The sequence below is a fragment of the Pseudomonas sp. M5 genome (genome assembly GCF_016907075.1).
GTDB lineage: Bacteria > Pseudomonadota > Gammaproteobacteria > Pseudomonadales > Pseudomonadaceae > Aquipseudomonas > Aquipseudomonas putida_E.
Window position 1 is genome coordinate 4,353,555 of the sequence record NZ_JAFBBH010000001.1, and the last position, 21,538, is coordinate 4,375,092.

The 21,538-nt window shown below is 52.6% G+C and carries 17 protein-coding genes; 6 read left to right on the plus strand and 11 right to left on the minus strand.

What is annotated here, in order from left to right:
* Nucleotides 1-25 precede the first annotated feature (25 nt).
* Complete coding sequence (locus JOE27_RS19810) at nt 26-1,522, plus strand: TolC family protein (RefSeq protein WP_204920648.1); 1,497 nt, start codon at nt 26-28, stop codon at nt 1,520-1,522.
* Here the strand turns inward: JOE27_RS19810 and cysC are convergent.
* Both cysC and JOE27_RS19820 read right to left on the minus strand, forming a co-directional pair.
* Nucleotides 1,506-2,081: an adenylyl-sulfate kinase gene (gene cysC / locus JOE27_RS19815; protein ID WP_204919579.1), complete on the minus strand. Its 576-nt coding sequence runs from the start codon at nt 2,079-2,081 to the stop codon at nt 1,506-1,508. The genes JOE27_RS19810 and cysC overlap by 17 nt on opposite strands.
* Nucleotides 2,082-2,593: 512 nt before the next feature.
* Nucleotides 2,594-3,469, minus strand: coding sequence for a WYL domain-containing protein (locus JOE27_RS19820; RefSeq protein WP_098467398.1), 876 nt, complete (start codon nt 3,467-3,469; stop codon nt 2,594-2,596).
* A 252-nt stretch (nt 3,470-3,721) separates the two neighbouring features.
* On the opposite strand from JOE27_RS19820, the gene JOE27_RS19825 reads away from it, so the two are divergent.
* Genes JOE27_RS19825 through JOE27_RS19840 form a run of 4 tightly spaced genes read left to right on the plus strand, consistent with a single transcriptional unit; the run spans nt 3,722 to nt 9,500 of the window.
* A complete protein-coding gene (locus JOE27_RS19825; RefSeq protein WP_204919585.1) occupies nt 3,722-4,519 on the plus strand; it encodes a hypothetical protein in 798 nt (265 codons plus the stop codon).
* 16 nt (nt 4,520-4,535) lie between these two features.
* On the plus strand, nt 4,536-7,493 hold the full coding sequence (locus JOE27_RS19830; protein WP_204919588.1) for a hypothetical protein: 2,958 nt from the start codon (nt 4,536-4,538) through the stop codon (nt 7,491-7,493).
* Nucleotides 7,494-7,501: 8 nt separating this feature from the next.
* The gene (locus JOE27_RS19835; RefSeq protein ID WP_204919591.1) at nt 7,502-8,923 is read left to right on the plus strand and encodes a hypothetical protein; all 1,422 of its coding nucleotides are present in this window, start codon (nt 7,502-7,504) and stop codon (nt 8,921-8,923) included.
* Nucleotides 8,916-9,500 carry a hypothetical protein gene (locus JOE27_RS19840; protein ID WP_204919595.1) on the plus strand — a complete coding sequence of 195 codons (585 nt, stop codon included), beginning with the start codon at nt 8,916-8,918 and terminating at the stop codon, nt 9,498-9,500. Before JOE27_RS19835 ends, JOE27_RS19840 begins: the two co-directional genes overlap by 8 nt.
* A gap of 206 nt (nt 9,501-9,706) precedes the next feature.
* Here JOE27_RS19840 and JOE27_RS19845 read toward each other — a convergent pair whose 3' ends face one another.
* Both JOE27_RS19845 and JOE27_RS19850 read right to left on the minus strand, forming a co-directional pair.
* Nucleotides 9,707-11,575: a DUF2075 domain-containing protein gene (locus JOE27_RS19845; protein WP_204919598.1), complete on the minus strand. Its 1,869-nt coding sequence runs from the start codon at nt 11,573-11,575 to the stop codon at nt 9,707-9,709.
* Between the two features lie 24 nt (nt 11,576-11,599).
* Nucleotides 11,600-11,983 carry a nucleotide pyrophosphohydrolase gene (locus JOE27_RS19850; protein WP_204919601.1) on the minus strand — a complete coding sequence of 128 codons (384 nt, stop codon included), beginning with the start codon at nt 11,981-11,983 and terminating at the stop codon, nt 11,600-11,602.
* Nucleotides 11,984-12,529: 546 nt separating this feature from the next.
* On the opposite strand from JOE27_RS19850, the gene JOE27_RS19855 reads away from it, so the two are divergent.
* Entirely contained in the window at nt 12,530-13,786 is a 1,257-nt protein-coding gene (locus JOE27_RS19855) for a hypothetical protein (RefSeq protein ID WP_204919603.1), read from the plus strand.
* A gap of 55 nt (nt 13,787-13,841) precedes the next feature.
* Here the strand turns inward: JOE27_RS19855 and JOE27_RS19860 are convergent, their stop codons facing one another.
* The 7 genes from JOE27_RS19860 to JOE27_RS19895 all read right to left on the minus strand — a co-directional run bounded on the left by JOE27_RS19860 (nt 13,842) and on the right by JOE27_RS19895 (nt 21,538).
* Nucleotides 13,842-14,093 (minus strand): hypothetical protein, encoded by a 252-nt coding sequence (locus JOE27_RS19860; RefSeq protein WP_204919605.1) that lies wholly within the window; start codon nt 14,091-14,093, stop codon nt 13,842-13,844.
* A gap of 128 nt (nt 14,094-14,221) precedes the next feature.
* Nucleotides 14,222-15,055, minus strand: coding sequence for a hypothetical protein (locus JOE27_RS19865; RefSeq protein WP_204919608.1), 834 nt, complete (start codon nt 15,053-15,055; stop codon nt 14,222-14,224).
* A gap of 235 nt (nt 15,056-15,290) precedes the next feature.
* Entirely contained in the window at nt 15,291-16,427 is a 1,137-nt protein-coding gene (locus JOE27_RS19870; RefSeq protein ID WP_204919611.1) for a beta family protein, read from the minus strand.
* An 18-nt stretch (nt 16,428-16,445) separates the two neighbouring features.
* Entirely contained in the window at nt 16,446-17,642 is a 1,197-nt protein-coding gene (locus tag JOE27_RS19875) for an ImmA/IrrE family metallo-endopeptidase (RefSeq protein ID WP_204919621.1), read from the minus strand.
* A 446-nt stretch (nt 17,643-18,088) separates the two neighbouring features.
* Entirely contained in the window at nt 18,089-18,361 is a 273-nt protein-coding gene (locus JOE27_RS19885) for a hypothetical protein (protein ID WP_204919624.1), read from the minus strand.
* Complete coding sequence (locus tag JOE27_RS19890) at nt 18,358-19,338, minus strand: integrase domain-containing protein (RefSeq protein ID WP_204919625.1); 981 nt, start codon at nt 19,336-19,338, stop codon at nt 18,358-18,360. The genes JOE27_RS19885 and JOE27_RS19890 overlap by 4 nt, the downstream gene beginning before the upstream one ends.
* 943 nt (nt 19,339-20,281) lie before the next feature.
* Entirely contained in the window at nt 20,282-21,538 is a 1,257-nt protein-coding gene (locus tag JOE27_RS19895) for an integrase domain-containing protein (protein WP_204919626.1), read from the minus strand.

Consider the following 21,538-nt stretch of genomic DNA (forward strand, 5'->3'; position numbering starts at 1 on the left):
AAAGCAGTACCAGGGGGCGGTGGGGATGAGCAAGGCATCAAGGATATTTGCGATCAGCATGTTGGCACTGACAGTGACCGGTTGTGCGGTCAAGACCCAGCCGATCGAGCGCAGCGTCAGCGAACAGCGCGCGCGTGACGACCTGGCCAGCATGTTCAAGGGCCAGGAGGCACTGCAAGGTCCGCTGACCCTGCACCAGGCAATGGCCCGCGCGGTCAAGTACAACCTAGAGGCGCGCCTGAAGGTGATGGAAGAAGCCTTGGCCCAGCGCCAGGTAGACCTGGCCACGTTCGACATGCTGCCACGCATGGCGATGTCGGCGGGGTATGCAGGGCGCAGCAACACCAGCGCCGCCAGCAGCCGCAGCGTGCTGACCAACACCCAGTCGCTGGAACCCTCCACCTCCCAGGACCGCGACCGCGACGTGGCGGACCTGACCATGGTGTGGAACGTGCTGGACTTCGGTGTCAGCTATGTCAGCGCCAAACAGCAGGGCGACCAGCGCCTGATCGTGCAGGAGCGCCGGCGCAAGGTGGTGCAGACCATCATCCAGGACGTGCGCTCGGCCTACTGGCGGGCGGTGGCTGCTGAGCGCCTGCTCAAGCAGATCGATGCGTTGATGGTGCGGGTCGAGCAGGCGCGGGGCAACAGCGAGCGTATGGGCGAGCAGCGCATTGGCGACCAGATCCAGGCGCTCAACTACCAGCGTTCGCTGATAGAAGCCACCCGCCAGCTGGAGGAACAGCGCCGCGCCTTGTCGCTGGCCAAGACCGAATTGGGCGCGCTGATCAACTTGCCGCCGGGCACCGAGCTGACCCTGGCGGCCAGCGATGACTACAGCGTGCCCGAGCTCAAGGTCGGGCTGGACAGCCTTGAGCAGCAGGCGCTTGCCTCACGCCCGGAACTGCGCGAACAGGACTACCAGGCACGCATCAGTGCCGCCGAGGTGCGCAAGGCGATGCTGCGCATGTTGCCGGGCCTGGAGTTCTCCGCTGGCGGCCATTACGACAGCAACAGCTTCCTGACCAACCAGCACTGGGCCGACTACGGCGTGAAGGTCACCTGGAACCTGTTCAATGTGTTGTCCGGCCCGGCTTCGATCGATGTGGCCAAGGCAGGTGAGCAGGTGGTAGAGGCACGCCGCCAGGCCATGTCGATGGCCATTCTGGCCCAACTTTACGTGGCCAACGCCAACTACAGCGAGGCGCGTCGCCAGTTCGCCACCAGCCAGCAGATGGTCGCCCTTGATCAACAGATCGTCGAGCAACTGCGCAACCGCCATCAGGCCCAGGGTATTGGTGAGCTGGAACTGATCCAGGGTGAGCTCAACGCCTTGCAGGCAGACTTGCGCCGCGATCTGGCCTACGCCGAGTTGCGCAACAGCTACGGCCAACTGTTCGCCAGTGCCGGCCTTGATCCGCTGCCGGCAACCTTGCCGTCCGACAAGCTGGCCGACATCGCCCAGGCGCTGGGCAACAGCGAGGCCCGCTGGCAGCGTGGCGAGATCACGCCGGAGTCATGACATCTTGGGGCGCCAGGACCTGCTTGAGGACATAACCCAACAGCAGGTCCTGCGCCGTTTGCAGTGTGGTGCCAGCGGTATCCACTACCAGTTCGGGGTGCTGCGGCGCTTCATAGGGTGCATCGATGCCCGTGAACCCCTTCAGCTCACCCGCCCGTGCCCGGCGGTACAGCCCCTTGGGGTCGCGCGCTTCGCAGGTGGCCAGATCCGCCTTGACATGCACTTCATGGAACCCGGCCTTGCACGCCCGGCGCGCCGCTGCGCGGTCGGCGCGGTAAGGCGAAATGAGCGCGGCGATGCAGATCAGCCCGGCATCGGCGAACAGCGCTGCCACCTCGCCGGTACGGCGGTTGTTTTCATGGCGGTCAGCGGGGGAGAAGCCAAGGTCGGCGTTCAGGCCGTTGCGCAGGACGTCGCCGTCAAGCACGTAGCAGGGGTGGCCTAATTGCTCCAGGCGTAGTGCCAGGGCGTTTGCCAAGGAAGATTTGCCCGCGCCGGACAGGCCGGTTAGCCAGATTACTGCGCCGCATCGTTGCCGTTCGCTTCCTGCGTTGTGCACGTTCAACCCTCCAGGGCGTAAGGCTTAGTGTACTGCGCTCGACGTAGATCCGGCAGTCTCAGCCATGAACTGCCAGGCAGTTGGCAAGCGGCCGGTATTGGGCCAGTGGAAGACTGAAGCGCTGCGTTTGGTTGCGATCGCCAAGGCGCCAGCTCAGCTATTCAGAATAGCTGGGCATACTGTAGGAACACCCCAAAGGGTGATGCTCATAAGAACTTACGGATCGCAGGCACAATCAAAGACGTCCGTGGACATCTTTGATTGAGAATTAATGGGCCGGGGTAATCTGAAACAAGTCGGTATCTAGTTGTTTTTGCTGGTAAAAAAATTTTTGGTTAACATGCTTGGAATACCAGTTGGAACGCTGCGTGGACTGGATTCCGATGGACGGTGCCTTTTCAGCTCCGCCCCCTAAAACGAATCGGAGCCGAATCTATCAAGCAGATGGTCGCGCTGTTGATTGTTGCCCTTGGGCTAGAGAATCGGCGGCGTGACCACATATTTATCTCTGCTCAGTGGTACAGCCAAGGCTGCAGTTCATCCAGGTTGGCGACGACAATCTGCTGCGCTGTCGCCTTGGCATGCACTTTAGTTGGGTCGATCTGATAGCGCTGCAGCACGTATTGTACTAGTGAGCCACGGGTTTCGATTGGCAGTCGGCCATCCCGCATGCCGTAGTCGGCCTCGATGATGGCGCGTTGTTCCGGTTTCAGACGCGAGTCGGGTTCGATGATCACCTGCAGCAAGGTGGTCCAGCCCGGATCACTCTCGCGGCCGTGGTCTGTAGGATCATCCATCAGATCCGGTATGCCGCGGAATCGGCTCAGAACGAAGTCGCGATAATCCCGATTTTTCTCGCAATAGGCCCGCACGTGCCAGCGCATTCCGGTGTAAACCAAGGTGTGCGGGGCGATCAGGCGAGTTTCGCCACCGGGGCTGGTGAAGGACACATACTCGCACTCCAGGCGCAGACCATCCCGGCAGGCTTTTAGCAGCGGACGCAGCACTTCCGGCCGTACCGAGCGATCCGGCACTGCCAATACCTCTGTATGTGCATAAGCAAGTGCCAGACCCTCGATGTGTGGGGCGCGCTCATGGTTCTGGTTGAGAAGGTGCAGATAGGCACTGGCGCTGTCGTCGATGAACAGCGGTTGGAAGCGGCGGCTTGGGACGTACCCCTTCAAATGCTTGTCATATTCAAGGTTCTTCGGCGCGTGTTCGTTGATGTAGGTGTTGATGTCCTTCGACGCTTGTTGACGGCTGATGCCGAAGCTCTGCATCAGGTGATTGGTGGTCAGGCGGCCCTCCCACCAGACCACTGTCTCGATCAGACGATAGCGCAGTGCTAGATCCCAACGTATAGACTCGATCGACTGCTTGCGTTTCATGGTCCCTCCATCTGTTCGAAAACTTTACCTGTACAGGTAAACACTCTAGATGAGTCGCTAAAGACTACATATCGTGATTGCCGAACTCAATCAAAGGCTTGCATAGTGCGGAGTGGCCGCTTGATCGCAGCAGCACGGGCGCTTGATCAGAATGGAACGGGAGGCCTAGCGGATGCATCCTCACGAAGGAGGGCGCTTTTCATTGAGCCCGGCCGTAGTTTCTTGAATGTTTACAGCTCTACAAGGAAGTCCATGTCATCTGTCATTTATCGCTACCTTGACAAGATTCAATCTAGGCAGCCCATCAATTTTGATGCACTGATTGCCAAGCTTTTGGCTGCTGGCGTGGCACGTGCAGATATCAGTCGAATATTCCTTTCCAAGAAGCTTAAAAAAAATAGTTATCACGTCGAAGTGCTTATTTCGGCTGCATTCGATGAGCTCCTGATGAGGTTCAGGCCTTCTGATGTTGGGGGGCGAGTCGGTGCTGCTATAGACGGAAACAGTCATCGAATTGGTGTCTCCGAGTCGCTACTGATGTTTCGCTCTTTTCAATACCGGCACCCGGCTGTGGCGGTGACTGAGGCTGGGTCTTGGGTGCTGCCGCGCGTGTTGGGTAAGGTGGGGGTCATTGTCGAGAATCTGGAGAACTTCCTTCGAGTCGATGAAACGCTGCCATTCATTGCTGAAATTTTGGCTGTTACTGCTAGTGATATTGAGTTGATTTCCGGTTCGGGCAACCAGGTAACTAATAGACTGAATGCAAAAATGTTAGGTCAGTTCGATAGGCTGTATTGCTTGTTTGATGTGGACATTGGGGGGCTACGGATGTTCGCTTCCTTGACAATCTTGCTGCACGACAAGCCCCCCGTATTCCTTGTGCCGCCTGACGTGAGAGAGCGCCTGGCTCAGTCAAAGTACGCGTTGACTGATCAGCAGCGCCAAGAGGTAATTAAGTATCAGGGTTTATCACCGGAAACAGATCAATTGATCCAGTTTATGCGTGAGACTAGCAAAGTGCTTGAGCAAGAAACCTATCTGGGTCAGTAGTATTTGGGGAGCGGTCATGAGCATTGAATCTATGTTTCACGAAACCTTTAAAATGAAGCAGATCGTTTTGATAAATAGCGGGGCATACTGCTATACAAAGGTTCGTATCGACCAACACACGGCCTTGCTCGGCGATAATAATAAGGGTAAGACTTCAATGCTCAATGCTTTGAAGTTCTTTCTTTTGTCCGAAGAAAACCTTCACGATTGCGAGAGAAAGTTTGGATTCAAAAGCACAAAAGGCTATTACGGTCGAGATGCGACTTTTGGATTTTATTTTCCCGAGCGAAACTCCTTCATGGTCCTTGAAGCGGAAAACCCGCACGGTCCGTTTTGTATCATCCTTAACGTGGGAACCAAGCAATACAGCTATGAGCGTACTGCTGTGCCAGTGCAATATTCGGAAATCGAGCACCTGTTCTGGAATCATGAATCTAGCCTCAATGGAGGGATGGGGGCACCAATTGAAGAGTTGTCGAGATCACAGATTGAACTGCCCCTGAAAAGGCTAGGCGCTGTTGTGATCAAGGATGTAGCTAATATCAAGGAGCGAATTTACAAGCACCAGCCGACACGCCCTGATGCCGGGCGCTTTTGCCTGCTGCCGCTCAAGAGTGGAGGTGGGCAGGCTCGCGAGATTGATGCCTGGAAGCGCCTGATCCATCTGGCCTTTGACATTGCAGCCAAAGACAAACGTACTCTGCCGGACACCATCGCCACGATTATTGAAGGCAGAAAGGATCGTACTGAGGCTGAGCTGAACGTTAACCTCATCGAAATTCTGTCGCGTTATGAAACCCTGAGCTCGGTAAAAAATCGGCTCCAGATGATTCGTAACGGACAGCCGTACTGGGACCGTTTCAATCAAGGCTTCGCAGATTTTTATGCTCAAAGTTCGGATCTGATGAACTTATTGTGTGACGTTGAGCAGAGCATCAACGAGCAGGGCTCTGCTTACCTCGACGTTCGCATGCAGTGCTCTGCGGACTACAGTGCGGTCAAAGAAGGTGCTGACCACCAGCGTGAGCAGGCGATTAGCAAAAATACCCAGCTCAAGGAGCTGAAAGGCGCAATCGGCGAGATTGGGAAGAACTACGACCGGATCAAGAAGGACTCCATCGACCTCTCAACGGCAATGCATGGCTACGCGTCTATGACCCCGGAAGAGATTGCTGCCGCACTGGCGGCGCAGGTCGAGGAGGATCGAGCCGACATCAAGGCTCTAAAGGACGATGGCGAATTTCGCCGTGAGTTCGAGCAGTTAACGCGCGAGATCAACAAAGGCAGCCAGAAGGTCAAAGACCTTGAAATCCTTATTGAAGGTGCGAGGCCATCACTCCTGGATCTGGATCAGATCCCCAGCCGCACAGCGGACATCCTCTACTCGCTGAACCAGGAGGTCTTCACCGGCGAGTGCCCGCCATTGCTCGAGGGCAATATTGAGACAATCAGCGATTTCACCGCGCTGTTTAATGAGCTGGATGGCTCGCTCATGTTTCTCAGCAGTCCGACTCCAGTCCCGGTCAAACACTACGATGCTGGCAAGCTGCTACAGAGCCGTAAGGACGAATTGGCATCTGTTGGAAAGCGCCTTACACAGCAAAAGCGCCGCGCCAATGATCTTGCCAATAAGACGAAAATGTCAGTCGAGCAGATCGAAGCCACTATTGCTGCTAAGCAGGCTCAGATCGAGAAGGATGAACGCAACATTGCTCTTCTGAAACGCCATGAGTTCATTGAACAGGAGTTCGTGCGGCTTGGGCAGGAGCACGGCGAGGCCACCGAGCAGTACGCAATTCTTGAGGCTCGTTGTCTTGAGCTCAACCAGCAGCTCGACGAGGCCAACCGTCTGGTTGAGCAGGCCAGGACGGCATTAGAGGCCGCCAAGGAGCGTGAACAATCCATGCTCCGCTGGGGTAGGACAGTCAACGACATCCTGCATTCCCGTCTGGAGTACTTGAATACCGGTTACCAGCGTGCAGAGCGGCAGGAGATCGTGGTAACTCAGAATTTGATGGATACCATCGAAAGTCGCAGCCAAGCCACCACCCGTAGTTTTAACCAGATCAGGTTGCTGGTATCCGATCTTTTGGATGTGGTGGCTCTTGACGATGATGCCGAGCATGCCCATCGCAGCGCCATCAGCCTGGAAACGCTAACCAATTTGCATGAGAAGTACCGGGTTCTTTACGGTCGTCTCGATATGGAGGAGAGCAACCATTTCAACCAAGTGGTCCAGCATAACGACGACACGATGATCCAGATTCAGTCGATCAGGCACGCGCGCACGCTGATCAGCACCTTTATCAAGGAGATCGAGAATCACCTGTCGTCAATCAAGGTATCCAACCTCACGGCTGTGGCTATCGACTGCAAGCTCCATCCCCAGTTCGATGAGTTACTGAAGACCGTAGATTCGGTGAATCTGACCGGTGGTGAGCTACCACCACAAGTCCTCTACGACCGTCTGGGGAGTTTCTGCACTCAGTTCGTCGAGTCCGATCAGCGTCGCGATGCCACCCTGAACATGGCTCGCCTGATTGTCAGCGTCGATTACCGCGTCAAGCTTCACGGCAGTGACGAGTACACTGTAGAAGCGCAATCAACCGGCACTTCAGTGATGATTAACTGCCGCCTGCTGGCTTTCCTGCTCAAAGAGTTGCTGCAAGCCGACACCAAGGTCAGCTTGCCGCTGTTCATCGATGAGCTATCCAATCTTGATGATAAGAATCTGCGCTCTGCCCGCGACATTGCCGACGCGGATGGCTTCTGTGTGTTCGGGGCCACTCCTGGCCTGACCTCCGGTATCAGCAAAGTGCTGGGCAACTACATGAATCTCGACTACTTCAACGCAACTGACCAGTCCTACAGCCCGAACCGGACGATTCTTTATACCGGAGTAAGTGAGTCATTGATCGCCCTGGAGTGTCTTGAGGCTGTCGAGCCGGATCTTGCTGCCGAAATGGAAGAGTAGAGGATCTGATGGTCGTCAAAACAGACGTTGCACTGATCAACATGATCCAGAACAAGGGGGTTTTCCTTGATCTGATTGACCACATGGATAAAGTTGGTGAAGGCGAGGAAGTACGCATTGTCATGTACCAGCAGAAGTTACGCGCCCTGCTGGACTCCTTAGCACCGTTACCTAATACGCGGGTTTTGCGTGAGGTGCCGGCCGAGCGGCGCAAACTAGAAAGTGCTCTTTGTGTTGAAAACCTTGAGCGTGTTGGGCTTGTCATTCAGGTAGACAGCGCTCGTGGCGTGATGGTTTTTGCCCCCTTCGTGATCGAGATGTTCCGTCACTTCGACGGAGCGCGTCTGCGTCATTTGAACAGTGCTGATTATGAGTTGATTCGAGCCTCGTTCAATCGACTATACGAAGTGTTTGTCACTCTGCCCTCCCTGAGCAATGAAGATATCGGTTTTCAGGAGCAGGTGAGCGTGCTGCGCAAGGAGATACGCGCTGCAACCGCCAAGATGAAGGAGTGTGTGGATGCGCTACAGGGCCGGCTCCAACGACTCGGTGAGATCGTCGATCGGATGCGCTATGACGTAATTGATGAGGTGGCTAAGGCTCAGGAAGCCTTGGGGGAGATCAACAACATCTATCTACGCAACATCCTGCCTGCTTTGCAGTTTCTGGGGGAGCACACTGACCTGAAGGGGACTAAGCCTGCTCTTACAGCACTGACCTGCATCGGCGATCAACTGGCTCACTATGGTCACGACAAGCTGGCCAGCTCGGTTTATTACTCCGTCGAGTCGATTCGCTCATACCGGCATGACATTTCGATCATCAGCGGTTCGTTGATGCGCTATGTCCAGCAGAGTAAGGCGCACCGTCGTGCCTATGACAAGATCGAACAGGCTTGGAATCGTCTCTATGGCAGCGTGCGTGAGCTGCATGATGGGAGTTTGAAGGACAATATTTTGCCCAGCACGCACCCTGTCTTCGCCCATCTGAACACTTACTCCGGGCTGAAAATGCGAGTGTTCGAAGCAAAAGTTGAGTGGCCAGACGCTAATCAACGCTTGGCGCTGGCAGAGCATCTGCGCGCAACGCTGCCCAACGTCAAGATCAGCACCGGGAAGATTCACCAGCTCAGCGGGCAGGCCAACGAGTCGGGCGAGCTCAAGCGTCGGCGCGATGCTCGCTTGTTGGCCATCGGTAATCTGGTCGAGGAATGGGAGCCACGGCTTACCGATGACGCCCATGTCGCCATGCATGAACACCTGAAAGGCCGACTTAAAGGGTACGAGTTGACTGATCTTTTAATGTCGGTGGGCTGGCTGCGCAAGCGAGAAGGAATTCGCCTCATCCCGCACTACCATATCGGCAAACTCGCAACTGACAGCGAGAGCCTGAGGTACTACAAGCTACAAGTGGAGACTGAACATGTTTGACCACGAACCTTCGCTGCCGATTGCACAGGCCAAAGTGATTAATCGAAAGCTGTCTGTAGAGCTGTATGGTCAGCTCATGTACGGAAAGATGATCAACCGCACCGTCTTTATTGATGGTGGCTTGAAATCAAACCCGCACTTCGAGGAGGTACTGAATAATTTCGATCACTACCGCAGTTTCTACGATCTGATTGGTTACGAGCTGGTCATGCGTGATGGCTTTGCCTACATCCGCACCAGTGATGGCACTGATGTCAGAGATGATCTAGCACGCAACATCCAAGGTCTGCTACTGGTGCTGTTTCGGGGAGTATTGGAGTTGGGGTTTACAATGGACGTGTTGCTGAAAAACTCGGCGGGCCTGTCAAACATCCATATCGAGGAAATCGGCAAGGCGGAGGATAAGGTTGAGGTTCTGATAGCGTGTGGGATGAAAAGCGGTGTGTTGATGGAGCACATTAAGAAGCTCGAAACACGCGCCGTTGCATACCGTAACGGGAAGGGGAATTTAGTCTTATCTGAATCAGGCGCTGCTTTTTTTGATGATCTCCTCGGTGAAGGCGATCTCGACGTTTAGGGGGAGCTGACCCTAGAGAGGTACGTATGACAGGGAAATTGAGGGTAACTCAATCCTTGGGAATATGGCCATGCCTACATTGCTGATGCATCAGTGGGTGCCGACCTTACTTACTTAAGGCGAGTTGGGTGGACGCTTACGATTGTCGCCCCTGTACGTACGATGTCCCCACTCGCATGAACAGGGGCTTCTAGCAAACGCTAGCGTCAACGATTGCTTTGTTGGCTAAGCCGGCTCTCGAAGTATTGCGCAGTCTCTTTGTCGGTACAATACAGGTAGCAACCCTTCATCCCGCGTGTCATCAGGGTTCGGTATGTATTTTTGATGATCAGGTCTGTTTCATTTTTCGTGAGGGCAGGTTGCTCTTTCATCATTTTTTTCCAGCCGCGAATCGATTTATCTTGCTTGTCGCGCTCATCCGGGGATGTCACTACCTGACCGTCACGTACGACCAGATCTGGTCCGATAATCACCCCGATGTAGTCGACTTCCAAACCTTGGCAGGTATGAATGCAGCCAACCTGCTCGATGGAGTTTTCAGCGATGATCCATAGGCTGCCATCCTGATCCAGGTTCCATTGGCGTTTGTAGTCACCAATCACGATATCAGCAGCGGTGGGGTCTTTCTTGCTCAACCAAGGCCAGCAATAGCCCGCGACCACACGAGCTTTGTTTCCGTGGTTTTTCTCGTTGATTGCGTCATGCATCGCCTGAGGTGAGTCGAACACCTTAAACTCGTACTCTTGGGTCTCAAGCGTCGGATTTGCCGTCGAGCGAATACCTAGCGTGTCATCCAGCCATGCCAGGTAACCGTCAGAACCACTGCAGCGAAACTGCGAAGACAGCACGTGTTCTTCAACCACAGCACCCTTGGCGTTCGCAAAGGCGCGAATCGCCTGCTTGCTGCCGATATCGCTCAAGGTTACACGCTGGTCCTCATCAATAAAGAAAATGGAGCATTTCGCTGAGTCAATCAGCTCCTTGATTTGGTTCTCCCCAAGGTTTCCATAAAGCCCGCTTTTCTCATTCAACCGGTGAGCTTCGTCCACGATAAGCGCATCGAATGTGTTGGGCTCAGTGTCGATGAATGCCCCAGAGCCTGAAAAGAAATTCGAGAAATGGCTGCGCTTGATGGTCCCAACCAGTTTGCTTTCGTAGACCTTGCGAGGGGCGGCATTCTTGGAGACGTATTTGCTCATCAGCTTCAATTCGGTGAGTTTCACCAGCAGATTGATAGCCAGAACAGTTTTTCCGGTGCCCGGTCCACCTTCGATGATCATCACCTTGGGTGCTTGGTCCGAGGCCTCGCTTGCCGCCGCCAGCGCCGACTCAAAAATTGCTTTCTGATCGTCAATTAATACGAACTCGGGTTTGCCTTTCATCAACCCTCCAAGGGCTTCGGCTAGCGCCTTGGACGGGCGAATTTTTCCTTCGGACAGCTCGTAAAGAACCTCTTTGTTGTCGCCATGACTTATGTGCTTTTTCAGAAAGGCTCTGAGTTTACTGAGCTCTTCCGGGCCTTTCAGAAACAGCGGAGCCTTGCTGATGTGGGGCTCATAGTGGGCTGAATCTATGACCCCGTCGCTGACGTAGTTATGGAGGTAGGCACAGGGACGGATTTCGATGCTTTTGTCATACACCGCCTCGTTGAAGCCTTCCAGCAGCGCTGCATAGGACCATACCTGATAGGACGGGTGAATGGTCTCAATGAGGCCGCCACCCAATGCCGTTTTGACGATTGCGTCTTTGGTTGTGGCGTTGGCCTTGCTCCATTGCTTTAGCTCGATCAGTACGGCCTTTTTTGCCTGGTTTTCGTCGCGACCGGTGAGTAGAAAGTCGATTCGCTTCGACGACTGTGGAATGTGCAATTCGATGGCCAGGCCTGCATCGCTCGGGAGGCCCTCATCTCTAAGGACCTTGGCCATGTACGTCAGAGACCCTTGCCACGACCTAATTTCCGAGGAGCCAACGTTCTTGCCGGTAGCTTCCTTGTAATGCCTGAGGATCACCTCCTCAATGTCATCGTTATCGTTGTCTTTGAGAAATTGCTGTTTGGTCGCAGCGTAAACGATCACGGGTTGTCCTTAGGTGCGTGTTGGTCAGAGTCGGTCGTACTTTTTGCTGTTGCTTCTGGCTTTATCTACGGGGTACTTCTGGCCATTCGAGGCGAGTTTCTGTGTCACGGCCTCGTTGAGGTCAATGCCGAGTACGCTGCTCAGGCGAACCAGGTACATCAGTACGTCCGCCAGTTCGTCCTTCACGGCTTGGCCGATTTCGGGATCTGTTGCGGCGGAGATCGAGTCGGCATCGCTCATCCATTGGAAAATCTCGCACAGCTCGCCTACCTCGCCAGTGAGCGCCAAGATGAGATTTTTTGGGGAGTGGAACTGCTGCCAGTCGCGAGCATCTGCGAAACGCTGGAGGGATGCAGCAAGCTTCATTACATCAATCAGTGGTTCGGATGAACTGTCTGAATCACTCACGTGGCTATCTCTTGGGTATCAGTGGGGGCAAAAAATGTGTAGGAAATCCGGCCTTGGATTGTAAGACTTTACGCTCTTTGCGCAGGTTTTTTGTGTTTTTCTCTCACTCACTGTCTGCAGTATTGCTTTCCAGCGCTCGCTATATCCTTCGAGCGTGGCGAGTGGGCTGGCGACAAAAATGTCTCCCTGTGCCTCTCAGCGGGCGTAGTCCAGTTGGCCATGGCGACCGTGCCCACTGACCAGCAGCCATTTCTTCACCCAGTTCGTTTGTTGGTAAACGTCCTGATGTCGAATTTTGTCGAGCAGCCCCCGCCATAGAAACTGGCAGGCATCCGACAAAGCTGCCGTGACGCCAAGTGAATCCAAAGCAGGCACTGAACCATCGGATCTGCTGGTAAGTTTTCAAAATGAGGCATATCGTCGGCTATGCTCCGATCTTTCAGGAACATCGATGTGCATTAATGCTGAAGTAGTTCTGTAGATTGAGGCCGCTGGGATAGAGAAACTCAGTACGGTAAAATATTACTCAAAGGAAGAGAGGAAAAAATGGAAGAGGAACGTTTGTATAAGCTGCCAAACCATACGTTGCCAGCAATAAGCTTTAAAGACCATGCGGGCGATTTACGAAAGTTTGAAATTTTTGCTCAAAGGCTTGGTGTTAAGACCCATAACACAAGGATATCGCGATACGTACAGTATTTTGAGGATTTGGCAAGCGGGAAAACAACTGATGAGAAGAAAATATTTAAAAATGTGAATGATAGTAGATTTCAGAGCTCCATTGACTGGCAGCTTTATTTGCTGAGGGAGGCTCATGAGCTCATGTGGATTCTCCGAGGGCTAGAAAAACATGCACCGAAAGGTATTGAAGTAAAGGTTGAGAAAATAGTTGGCGGAAGCGATTTTGCCGCGCTGGATAAAAACACTGAGTCTAGAGATACTCAGTTTGAACTAAGAGTGGCAAGCTATTTTTGTCAGTCTGGATGCATTGTTGATCTCAGTACCGAGACTGACATTATTGCCATAACTGATAAGCATTCATTTTTTGTTGAATGCAAAAGAATTGCGGGAATTAGAAATCTTAAGGACAATTTTATGAAGGCTAAGGAGCAAATAATTTGTCGAATGCCAAAAAAGTATGAGGGGCGGCGTACATACGGAATTATTGCGGCTGATGTCACCAAATTAGGATTTTCACATAATGGATTGACTATGGCGATGACCACGGATCATGCGAGAGATATAATTCAAGATAAGCTGAAAATGATTGGAGAGAAAGTATTAGGACTCCCAGTCTTTTCAGGGCGTCCGGATATAATTGAGTGCTTACTTCAGATTCACATGCCGTCAGTGGTTATGCACCCTCCAGCGACATCTACACGCTTTTCATCTTACTCGCTGCGAAACTATAAAATTGATAAAAAAAGCGCATCGGCCATTAACGAATTTTACAAGATCTCCAAGGTTGGACAGATATCTGATCAACGAGAGATACCGTCAGAGACATTGACGCTCCGAGAGTATGTGGATGTGCCAGAGGGCGCAGAGTTCTCGATGGAGCGGGAACCAGTAAAGAGTATCCTTTTAGGTCACAAGGCTGATAATCTTAACCTGGAATCTATAATCGGCTCAATTAAAATGAGTGGCATTGTACACGAGTTCACAGTCATGGAGTTGCAAATGGTTTTGGGGAGATTCAAGCCAGATCAAATTAGACGGTTTGCAAGTAATGAATCGGAAAGGTGGGAGCTATTATTACAAATGTTTGCGCAGCGCTATCCCTATAAAGAAAGTTTTTACTAGCTGCTGCTGAAAAAGGAAACTAAAAAAGAGCTACCTTCTCTTGGGTTTGCTACATTTATTCATAATCAAGGCCGCACTCAACGTCATCGTAAGGAATGCCATTACTGTCAAGGTGTTCCTTTACTTTGTGTTTTATATAGTCCCAAGTGTCGCTGCCTTGGTCTGCACAAGTGCTAATATTCAAGCAGATGTTAGTGATTTTCCAGTCTACTTGCTCCTCGCCCTCTTTGTCGTAGTAATATATTTCTTGTACGGATCTGTAATCCCTGCCATCGTACTGGGTGCGAACGTAGTAAGTCTCTTTCATTGCCTCATCCTTTCATTGACTTTTCAAGTGGAGACTTTACGTCTGGTAATTGGTCTTATCAATAGGGGGCTCACTATTTTTACCCCCTGAGGTAGAGCTCCAAGAAGCTGAAGTGCGTGTGGAGGACTTCATTCATACCAAGAGGAGGTGTCTACATCTAGCTCCTCGGAAAGGATGACGAATTGTTCCGGGTCGCTTACACTTGATTTCATGCACAAACTGAATGGGTAGCTTTCGTTTATCTCGCAGAGGTCATGCTTGGGACCATACTCCTGAGTTACATGAACCTCGCCGCTGGCCTCTATATGAATAAACTCATCATCAATCCCTAAACACGCAATCTCTTCCACTTGTGTATACTCGATATACACGTGGTTGGCAAGCAGGGATAAGCTCTCAGGTATTGCGCTGACTGCCGTTGAGACTACTGCATTGTTGACTTTCTTCTCTAGGCACTCGATAACGAGCATCTCAAGATCTTGAAGCCCATTTAAAGAGTCACGCGATATGGATATTATGTCCTTTACACCCAAAAAGAATTTTTCTGAAGATACATCGAAGTATTTTTCTGTAATGTGTGTGTATTTGTTGAAGAACTGAAACTCGCTCAAAAATTCTTTTATGCACTCGTTTAGGTGATCAATTACCTCGTTTCCAAGGTATGCGTCCGACAAATTCGATTGAGCGCAGTATTTGAGTTGCTGGCGGCGGGTGACTTCATGATTGTCACTCTCGCGAACGTACCAAGTAGCATTTTTGACTTTTTGCGGCGGAGCTTTTCGCTGGATGACATGCAGTACAAGCTCGCGCATCGAAAAAGCAAAGTTGTGAAATCTTAAGGGGTTTCCATGAGTCGCGTAGTTTCTTAAACTGGCGACGAAGAGCTTTTTCTCAAAATTTGTTTCTAACAACGACTCAAATTCTTGTATGAAATCGAGCGTTAAAAGTTTTTTGAGCTTCATAGTTGTCCTTCGGGTTCTAGCTTCGTGCGACATTACGACTTGCTTGACCTTTACATGAGCCGTTCCTGAAATAGCGGGCGGATCGGTTGGGGCGGGCCAATCTCATCTTGCCTCTCTGATTTAAGCGCCGGCGGGTCTGCTCTGTGTAGAGGCTGTTCGCAGCGTGTAGGAAGGGGCACCCGTATGGGATGCCCCATTTTTTATTAAGGGGATATGCTCACATAGCAGCTGATCACTAATTGAGCGCCCGTTTAGTGGCCGCCATAACCGCGCTACGCTCGAATTCTTCTACTTCAGAAACCACATATGCTAAGTGGTGGCTGGTGTCGATAGTTATCCATTGTGGGGCACCCCCTTTGATTTTCTTTCGACTACAGTCAGCGATACGCTTATCACCCCAACTAAACGGCTCCCCCATGTAGTGGGATGAGTTAACTAAGGTTTCGGCAAGCGTATACATTTGTTCTCCTTTGCCTGGAAGGCTCATGGAGTGTCCGCGGACTACGAAAAACTGCTTGTCGATTGTGTAGCGAATCTTTCCATTAGTATGCTTGCTTCTTACGCCCTCGTTAGTGTTTGGGCCCCGTACACCATAATCTCCATAAATTATTGGAGTCGCTGGAGCACTTTGTCTGAGGTTTTGCCAAAGCTGCATTTCACGCCGCAGGACGAAGCCAACAGAGTCAACTTTTTTGACGGCTGCATCAATCGTTTTTGGAAGCGAGCACCCAGACGTTATAAAATATTTGAAACCAAAGCTCTTGAGTTGATCTACGATATCGGTTGCCTTGGTGGTCAAAATTTCGATAGAAGTGTTTGTGACATCCCCGAAGTCGATGAGTACTGAACAGCGGCCAGCGTCCAAGCTAAGATCATCGAGAATAGTCTCGATATTTTCTTGGAAGAAATCGGGCTCGGCCGAGTCCTCGATGGCCGTACTGTCTAGTCTCAAGCAATAGTTTCTATCATGAGGGACGTCAAATGACCGGAGTGCTAAGCTATAGGACTCGTCTTCCCAGCGGTCATATCCAATTACGGGAACAATCTCAACTCCAAGGGTGTTAAGCGTTGAATAAATATAGGGAATAATATGTTCGCCATTCTCGATTGTGGCGTCTGCTGCCCAATGATAAGCGTCTACCATGGCAATCCTACCGGCCCAAACACTAGCGATTCCTGACATGACCTCGTTCAAGTACGCTGTTTTGATTTCTGTGCAGCTTTCAAATCGCTTCGCCTCAATAATATTTTTCCCTATTCGGGAAATCTCAAAAAGAGGAAGGGTTTTTCGCGCATCATCTCTTGCCATCTCTGCGACAGCTAGAAACTCGCTCTTTAGTGCCTTTAGAAGCGGAACGTACGTTGGGATCATCTCAAGCCTCGCAGCTATCTATGGGGTTAGTAGACTTCTTACTTCATCTTGACCAACCAGGTCGGCAAATAAGCTGTAGTTGTCTAGCTCTCGTCTGATCCTTCCGACGATTATCGCTGGGTGAATCTTCAGCTCTCTAGCAAGCTCTTCGATACTCTCTTTGCTAGGCGCTATATGGGCGTTGCATCTCTTCCATATGAGCCTAGGTATAAACGCTTCTCTTGCTAATCTATTGGCCTCAGCTTCACGCCTATCCTCAGAGTCTGTGCTGAGATTATCTAGAAATGCTTCTTCCTTTCCAACATGTTTCCATAAATGCGCTACCTCGTGGAGTAGCGTAAACCAGAAGTTGTCGATTCTGTCAAATCTAAGGGTGAGTGCAACTATTGGCGTTCCATCAATATCTTTTAGTGCGGCGCCGTCAAGTAGCGTGCCTTTTAAATGGGGCTCAATTATGACTGCAATGCCACGTTTTTCAAGGAACTCAATAGCGAGCAGCGGGCCCTTTTCCGACCAGCTCAACTGCGCCAGTTCCTTGAGGAATTGGCTTGACAATTTTTCTTGCTCAAAACTTCCTAGTCTGTCTTTATTTTCTCTTGCTCTTTGTATGATTCTGGCAAGCCAAGCATATAGCGCATACTGAGTTGTCGGAGACGTCGCTTCTCCTGAAAGTGTTCGTCTGAACGAGGCTGCTCCAAATTGCAAGCCGGAGTCGAAGATAAAATTTTTAACTACATCTTCGACTGAGGTTTTAGCTTGCCCGGACAGTGCCTTTAGCCAGCCGCGTTTAGTCATTTCTTTAATTGGGAATTTTCCCCAGTCTATATCCGACTTGGGCTGGTCAACGTCGGGGCTAGAAAGACCTATGAGCGTGTCGGCTGAAATTCCGAGACCAATAGATATCGCCCGAATCATTTGGACAGTTAGAGGTCTTTTTCTGTTGAGTATTTCGGAAACTCTGCTGCTGGTGCCAAAATAAGGCACCAAATCTGCCTGCTTAAGACCTTTTTCCTGCATTCGAAACAGAATCGCGTCGATTGGATCAGGTGGCTCGACGGGGAATTTCTCATTTTCGTACGATTCTAGAAGAACGGTAAGAACTTCTAAGCGCTCGCTGTCGTCGGTATAGAGCGCTGGAGCTTTAGCCATCAGCACTTGAACTTCTTCAAGGTATGCTCGGTATTGGTCTTCTGTCCGGATAACCTTAATGTTCATTTGAGTCTTCGCTAGATTTTAAATCTTGGATTAGAGCAATGCCTTGTGGGAAAGCAATGAGAACTTGAACTGCAAAACCACACTGGCTGATTGGAAATAGAAACAAGCTATCGCCTTCGTGGAGTACATTGGGGAACTGGTCGCACACGTCGCTGGGTTGCTTCCAATGCGCACTCTTCACCTCAGCGGTCCAGCTGAGGACCCATCTCTGTAGGTCCAAGCCAATGCTCTTGGCGCTAGCTAGCTTTTCACATCCAATGAGTCGCATACGTCGTATTTTTCTTCCCAATTTGGGATAAGTATTCTGCCTTTCTCTTGAGCTGTCAATCCTCCCTTTTTGGGAAAATCGTCATCGAAACCTTTTGGGGTATGGGTCCGGGTAAGAAACCAGGGTGTGTTGGCGCCAAATGCCTTGCGTGCGCTCGTCATCCCCGAGGCTCGTCGCTCTAGAGGAGCTCCCAAGATTTTCCTAGGCGAAGAGCGAGTAAGCGCATGGTCAGCAGATAGTAATAGCGCGTCGATTCAGCGGCCTGATCCAAGTGGCGATTTAGAACCCATACGAGATGCTTTCTCTGCCAAGTCCATGGGTTGTCGATGTGCCAGCGATTAGAAATCGCCGCTTGAATAGCCTTCGCTTGGCGAAGGTGGCGTTGGCGGGTGGCGTGCGATCCGGTCAGGCTGCCTGCAAGGAACAGCTCCATATCGAATGGCTTGCTCATGCTCGGGCGCCAATATAAGCAGATACGACGTCGATACGGCCATGCCCTAGTTCAAAGCTGATTAGGTCTCGGGCCCGCTGGTCGAGGTGCCGGTTGATTTGGTAGTAGCTACCATCATTAATGGGCGCGAGATGTTGGGTGATTTGCTCGTAGCGTTCGCATGCATAGGCCGCCCGCAATTCGTGGAAGCCTTTGAGGTTGTGTGCATGCAGGACGTCCCGCGCTGGGCGGATGATTTCCTGCAGAACATTTAGATAGCTTTCGTCTGGCGCAATCAGGTTGCGGCTACTCGCAGGCGACACCTGCCGTGCAAACCCAAGTGCGTCTTGAACATGTTCGTCCACCGCAATCCATCGTGGCGCTGAGGCGCCAGCGCGACCGCCTTTGGTGCCATCCTGGATGTTGATCCTGCCTAGGTCTTCAGCCTCACGGCTCAGCCGTGGCAGGTCAGCCAGGATGGCCTCACGCAGGCGCATGCCGGTGGCTCGCGCCAACAGAACAATCGCGGCGGCCCGTTGCTGATGATGGCGACAAAGCGCATCGACGATCTGCTTAACCTGTTCGCGGTCTTGGCCTTGCGGAGCCGATTGGCGAACTCCGGTGCGCTGCATTCCCAGCGCCTTGCTCGGACTGGGCAATTTCACACAATGATCACCGCGCAGCGCCGCCATGGTCCTGTTAACGCTGGATAGGCGGTTTTGTGCGGTGCTGATGGCGAGGCTACCGCACTCAACCGCATCGCGCAGATACGCCGCATAGTCGGCCAATACCTTCCGATCAATTTGCCGCGCATCATTGATACCGGGCCCTTGTTCGGAGCGGCACCATCTGACGAATGCCTGCCACCGATCACAGTGTGCCTTCACCGTGCCGTAGTGGCCGCCGCCGAACATGTCTTTCAACGCCTGCGGCCCTGCATAGCTCAGTTGCCTGCCGTAGCCGAAATTTCGGCCATCGCGTCTACCCACCAATGCCATGTCGAATCACCTCATCGCCTGGTCTCCGATCCTCGCCCCACTTCATCCCGCCAAGAATGTTGAGTGTTATCAGGGATCAAGGCCCCTGCGACCTGTGGGGAGTGTCCTTTACGCGGGACTGGCGGCTCCTTACGTCCGGGAGCAAGGGCATCTCATGATCTGGCCTCCTGAACACCGTTACCGGTGGGCGGGTGGAGGCAGCACTGGCTGACTAGACCAGCGCCTGAAGATCCTGAGCCGGGTGAACGCAGCACTGCGATGACCGGGGCGTGCCTGACTGTCAGTCAGGTGCAGTCCATTCCCTGGTCTGCGGCACCATCATCTACAGCGCTGTTGCTGGTGACATCGGCGTTTGTCACGCCGATTGTCACGAGGGGGATTGCCGCAAAGCCATGTGCGATCAGGGCTGCAGCAGTGGTAGAACTGCCCGTCTCTTTCCAGAAGAAAGAGACGGGCACAGGTTGGCGCAAGATTCGGCCAAACGGATAGGTTGCTGCAGGGCAGCGAGGTACGGTGTATCTGGCGCACGAGCGCAATATGTGTAAGAGCATCCATCACATGGGTAGTGACCGTACGAGCTGCCGGATGCGAATCGTACTTGGGCTGAACCACCGCTGGGCGGCGTGACCTTTAAGGCTCGGGTCACCTGGGGTGCTGTCATCGACAGCCTTTGCACGGCCAGTTCTACGCCTGTGGATAAACCCGGTCAAGGGCCGAAATTAAGCGCCCTTGAGGACGTGAAAAGCGGTTATCCATCGGTGGAATTACTTGGTAAATCCCGGACAACGTCGTGGCTTTTTAGCTTTTCAAAGTGAGGTCCATCCAAACAGGGCGGCTTTGCAGCCCTGTTTGGATGGACCCGCGCTGAGAAGCAGATAAGCGAGGCTGCTTGCCCCGAATCTTGGACGTTCAGTTGTTTCCGCAATTCTTGCGCCGTACAGAGCTAGCGGATCGGTACCACGTTCTTGTCTCTGACTTGACCGTATGCTGAGGCAAGCAGGCTGCCGGTGGCGGCTTTCTGGATGTACTCACTCCACCAGGCCATCATCGGTCGTCTGCGTTCAATGTAGTCGGCTCGGTTGTAGGCGCTGCGCACCTCATCCTTGTCGACATGCGCCAATGCGACCTCAATGAGTTCGGGGTCCCACCCATGTTCATTCAAGATGGTGCTGGCCATCGAGCGCATACCGTGGCTGACCAATCGATCCTGAAAGCCCATGCGTTTCAATGCCATGTTGGCGGTCTGGCTACTGGCGTGGGTGCGTGGATTTCTATCGGCCGGGAAGACGTATTCGCGATGGCCGCTGTGAGTCTTCAGTGACTCCAATAGTGCGACAGCATGATCACTCAACGGGATGCTGTGTGGGCGGCGCTTCTTCATCCGCTCCGGAGGGATAGTCCAGACACGCCTTTCAAAGTCGATGTCTGCCCAGCGAGTAGTCGCCGCCTCGGCGGGGCGAGTCATCGTGTGCAACTGCCATTCGATCAGGCAGCGGGTGGTGCGTTTGATGCTGGCGTTCGCGATCTCCAGCATGAGCTCGGGGAGCTCTTCGGGCGGAAGCGCAGCCATGTTTTCTTTCTTGGGCTTCTTGAAGACTGCCCTGATGCCGCTGAGCGGGTTGGCGAAGATCAGGCCGGAATTTACGCCGTAGGTCATGATCTCGTTTAGCCGCTGGCTAAGACGTTTGACTGTCTCCAGGCTACCTTTCGCTTCGATTGGACGAAGCAATGCAATCACCATCGGCGCGGTGATTTTCGTCAGTGGTGTTGTCCTCAAGTCGGGGAATACATGCAGCGTGAGCGACCGCCAAATGTCCTCGGCGTAGGCAGGGGTGACCGAGTCTTTCTTGAGCTCGAACCAAGCGGTGGCCACGTTCTCGAAGGTGTGTTCCGTTTCTGCGCGCTTGGCTTCATTCAATGTATTGCGTTGCACCTTCGGATCGATGCCTTGTGCGAGCAGCTCACGCGCTTCGACTGCCTTCTTTCGTGCATTCGCCAGTGACAGTTCGGGGTAGGTCCCAAAGCCGATGTTGATGCGCTTCTTGGTCACCGGTTCGCGGTAGTTGAAATTCCACAGCAACGAGCCGTTGCTACGTACGCGGAGCTGCAAACCGTCACCGTCCGTGAGGACGTAATCCTTGGACGCGGGTTTGACTCCCTTGAGCTGTCGATCGGAGAGGCGGAGGTTTTGAGCAGGCAT

Excerpts from the sequence above, each read along its gene's own strand:
- JOE27_RS19810 (WP_204920648.1), top strand. The coding sequence starts at position 26 with ATGAGCAAGGCATCAAGGATATTTGCGATCAGCATGTTGGCACTGACA.
- JOE27_RS19820 (WP_098467398.1), bottom strand. The coding sequence starts at position 3,469 with ATGAAACGCAAGCAGTCGATCGAGTCTATACGTTGGGATCTAGCACTG.
- JOE27_RS19825 (WP_204919585.1), top strand. The coding sequence starts at position 3,722 with ATGTCATCTGTCATTTATCGCTACCTTGACAAGATTCAATCTAGGCAG.
- JOE27_RS19830 (WP_204919588.1), top strand. The coding sequence starts at position 4,536 with ATGAGCATTGAATCTATGTTTCACGAAACCTTTAAAATGAAGCAGATC.
- JOE27_RS19835 (WP_204919591.1), top strand. The coding sequence starts at position 7,502 with ATGGTCGTCAAAACAGACGTTGCACTGATCAACATGATCCAGAACAAG.
- JOE27_RS19840 (WP_204919595.1), top strand. The coding sequence starts at position 8,916 with ATGTTTGACCACGAACCTTCGCTGCCGATTGCACAGGCCAAAGTGATT.
- JOE27_RS19855 (WP_204919603.1), top strand. The coding sequence starts at position 12,530 with ATGGAAGAGGAACGTTTGTATAAGCTGCCAAACCATACGTTGCCAGCA.
- JOE27_RS19860 (WP_204919605.1), bottom strand. The coding sequence starts at position 14,093 with ATGAAAGAGACTTACTACGTTCGCACCCAGTACGATGGCAGGGATTAC.
- JOE27_RS19865 (WP_204919608.1), bottom strand. The coding sequence starts at position 15,055 with ATGAAGCTCAAAAAACTTTTAACGCTCGATTTCATACAAGAATTTGAG.
- JOE27_RS19870 (WP_204919611.1), bottom strand. The coding sequence starts at position 16,427 with ATGATCCCAACGTACGTTCCGCTTCTAAAGGCACTAAAGAGCGAGTTT.
- JOE27_RS19875 (WP_204919621.1), bottom strand. The coding sequence starts at position 17,642 with ATGAACATTAAGGTTATCCGGACAGAAGACCAATACCGAGCATACCTT.
- JOE27_RS19885 (WP_204919624.1), bottom strand. The coding sequence starts at position 18,361 with ATGAGCAAGCCATTCGATATGGAGCTGTTCCTTGCAGGCAGCCTGACC.
- JOE27_RS19890 (WP_204919625.1), bottom strand. The coding sequence starts at position 19,338 with ATGGCATTGGTGGGTAGACGCGATGGCCGAAATTTCGGCTACGGCAGG.
- JOE27_RS19895 (WP_204919626.1), bottom strand. The coding sequence starts at position 21,538 with ATGCCTGCTCAAAACCTCCGCCTCTCCGATCGACAGCTCAAGGGAGTC.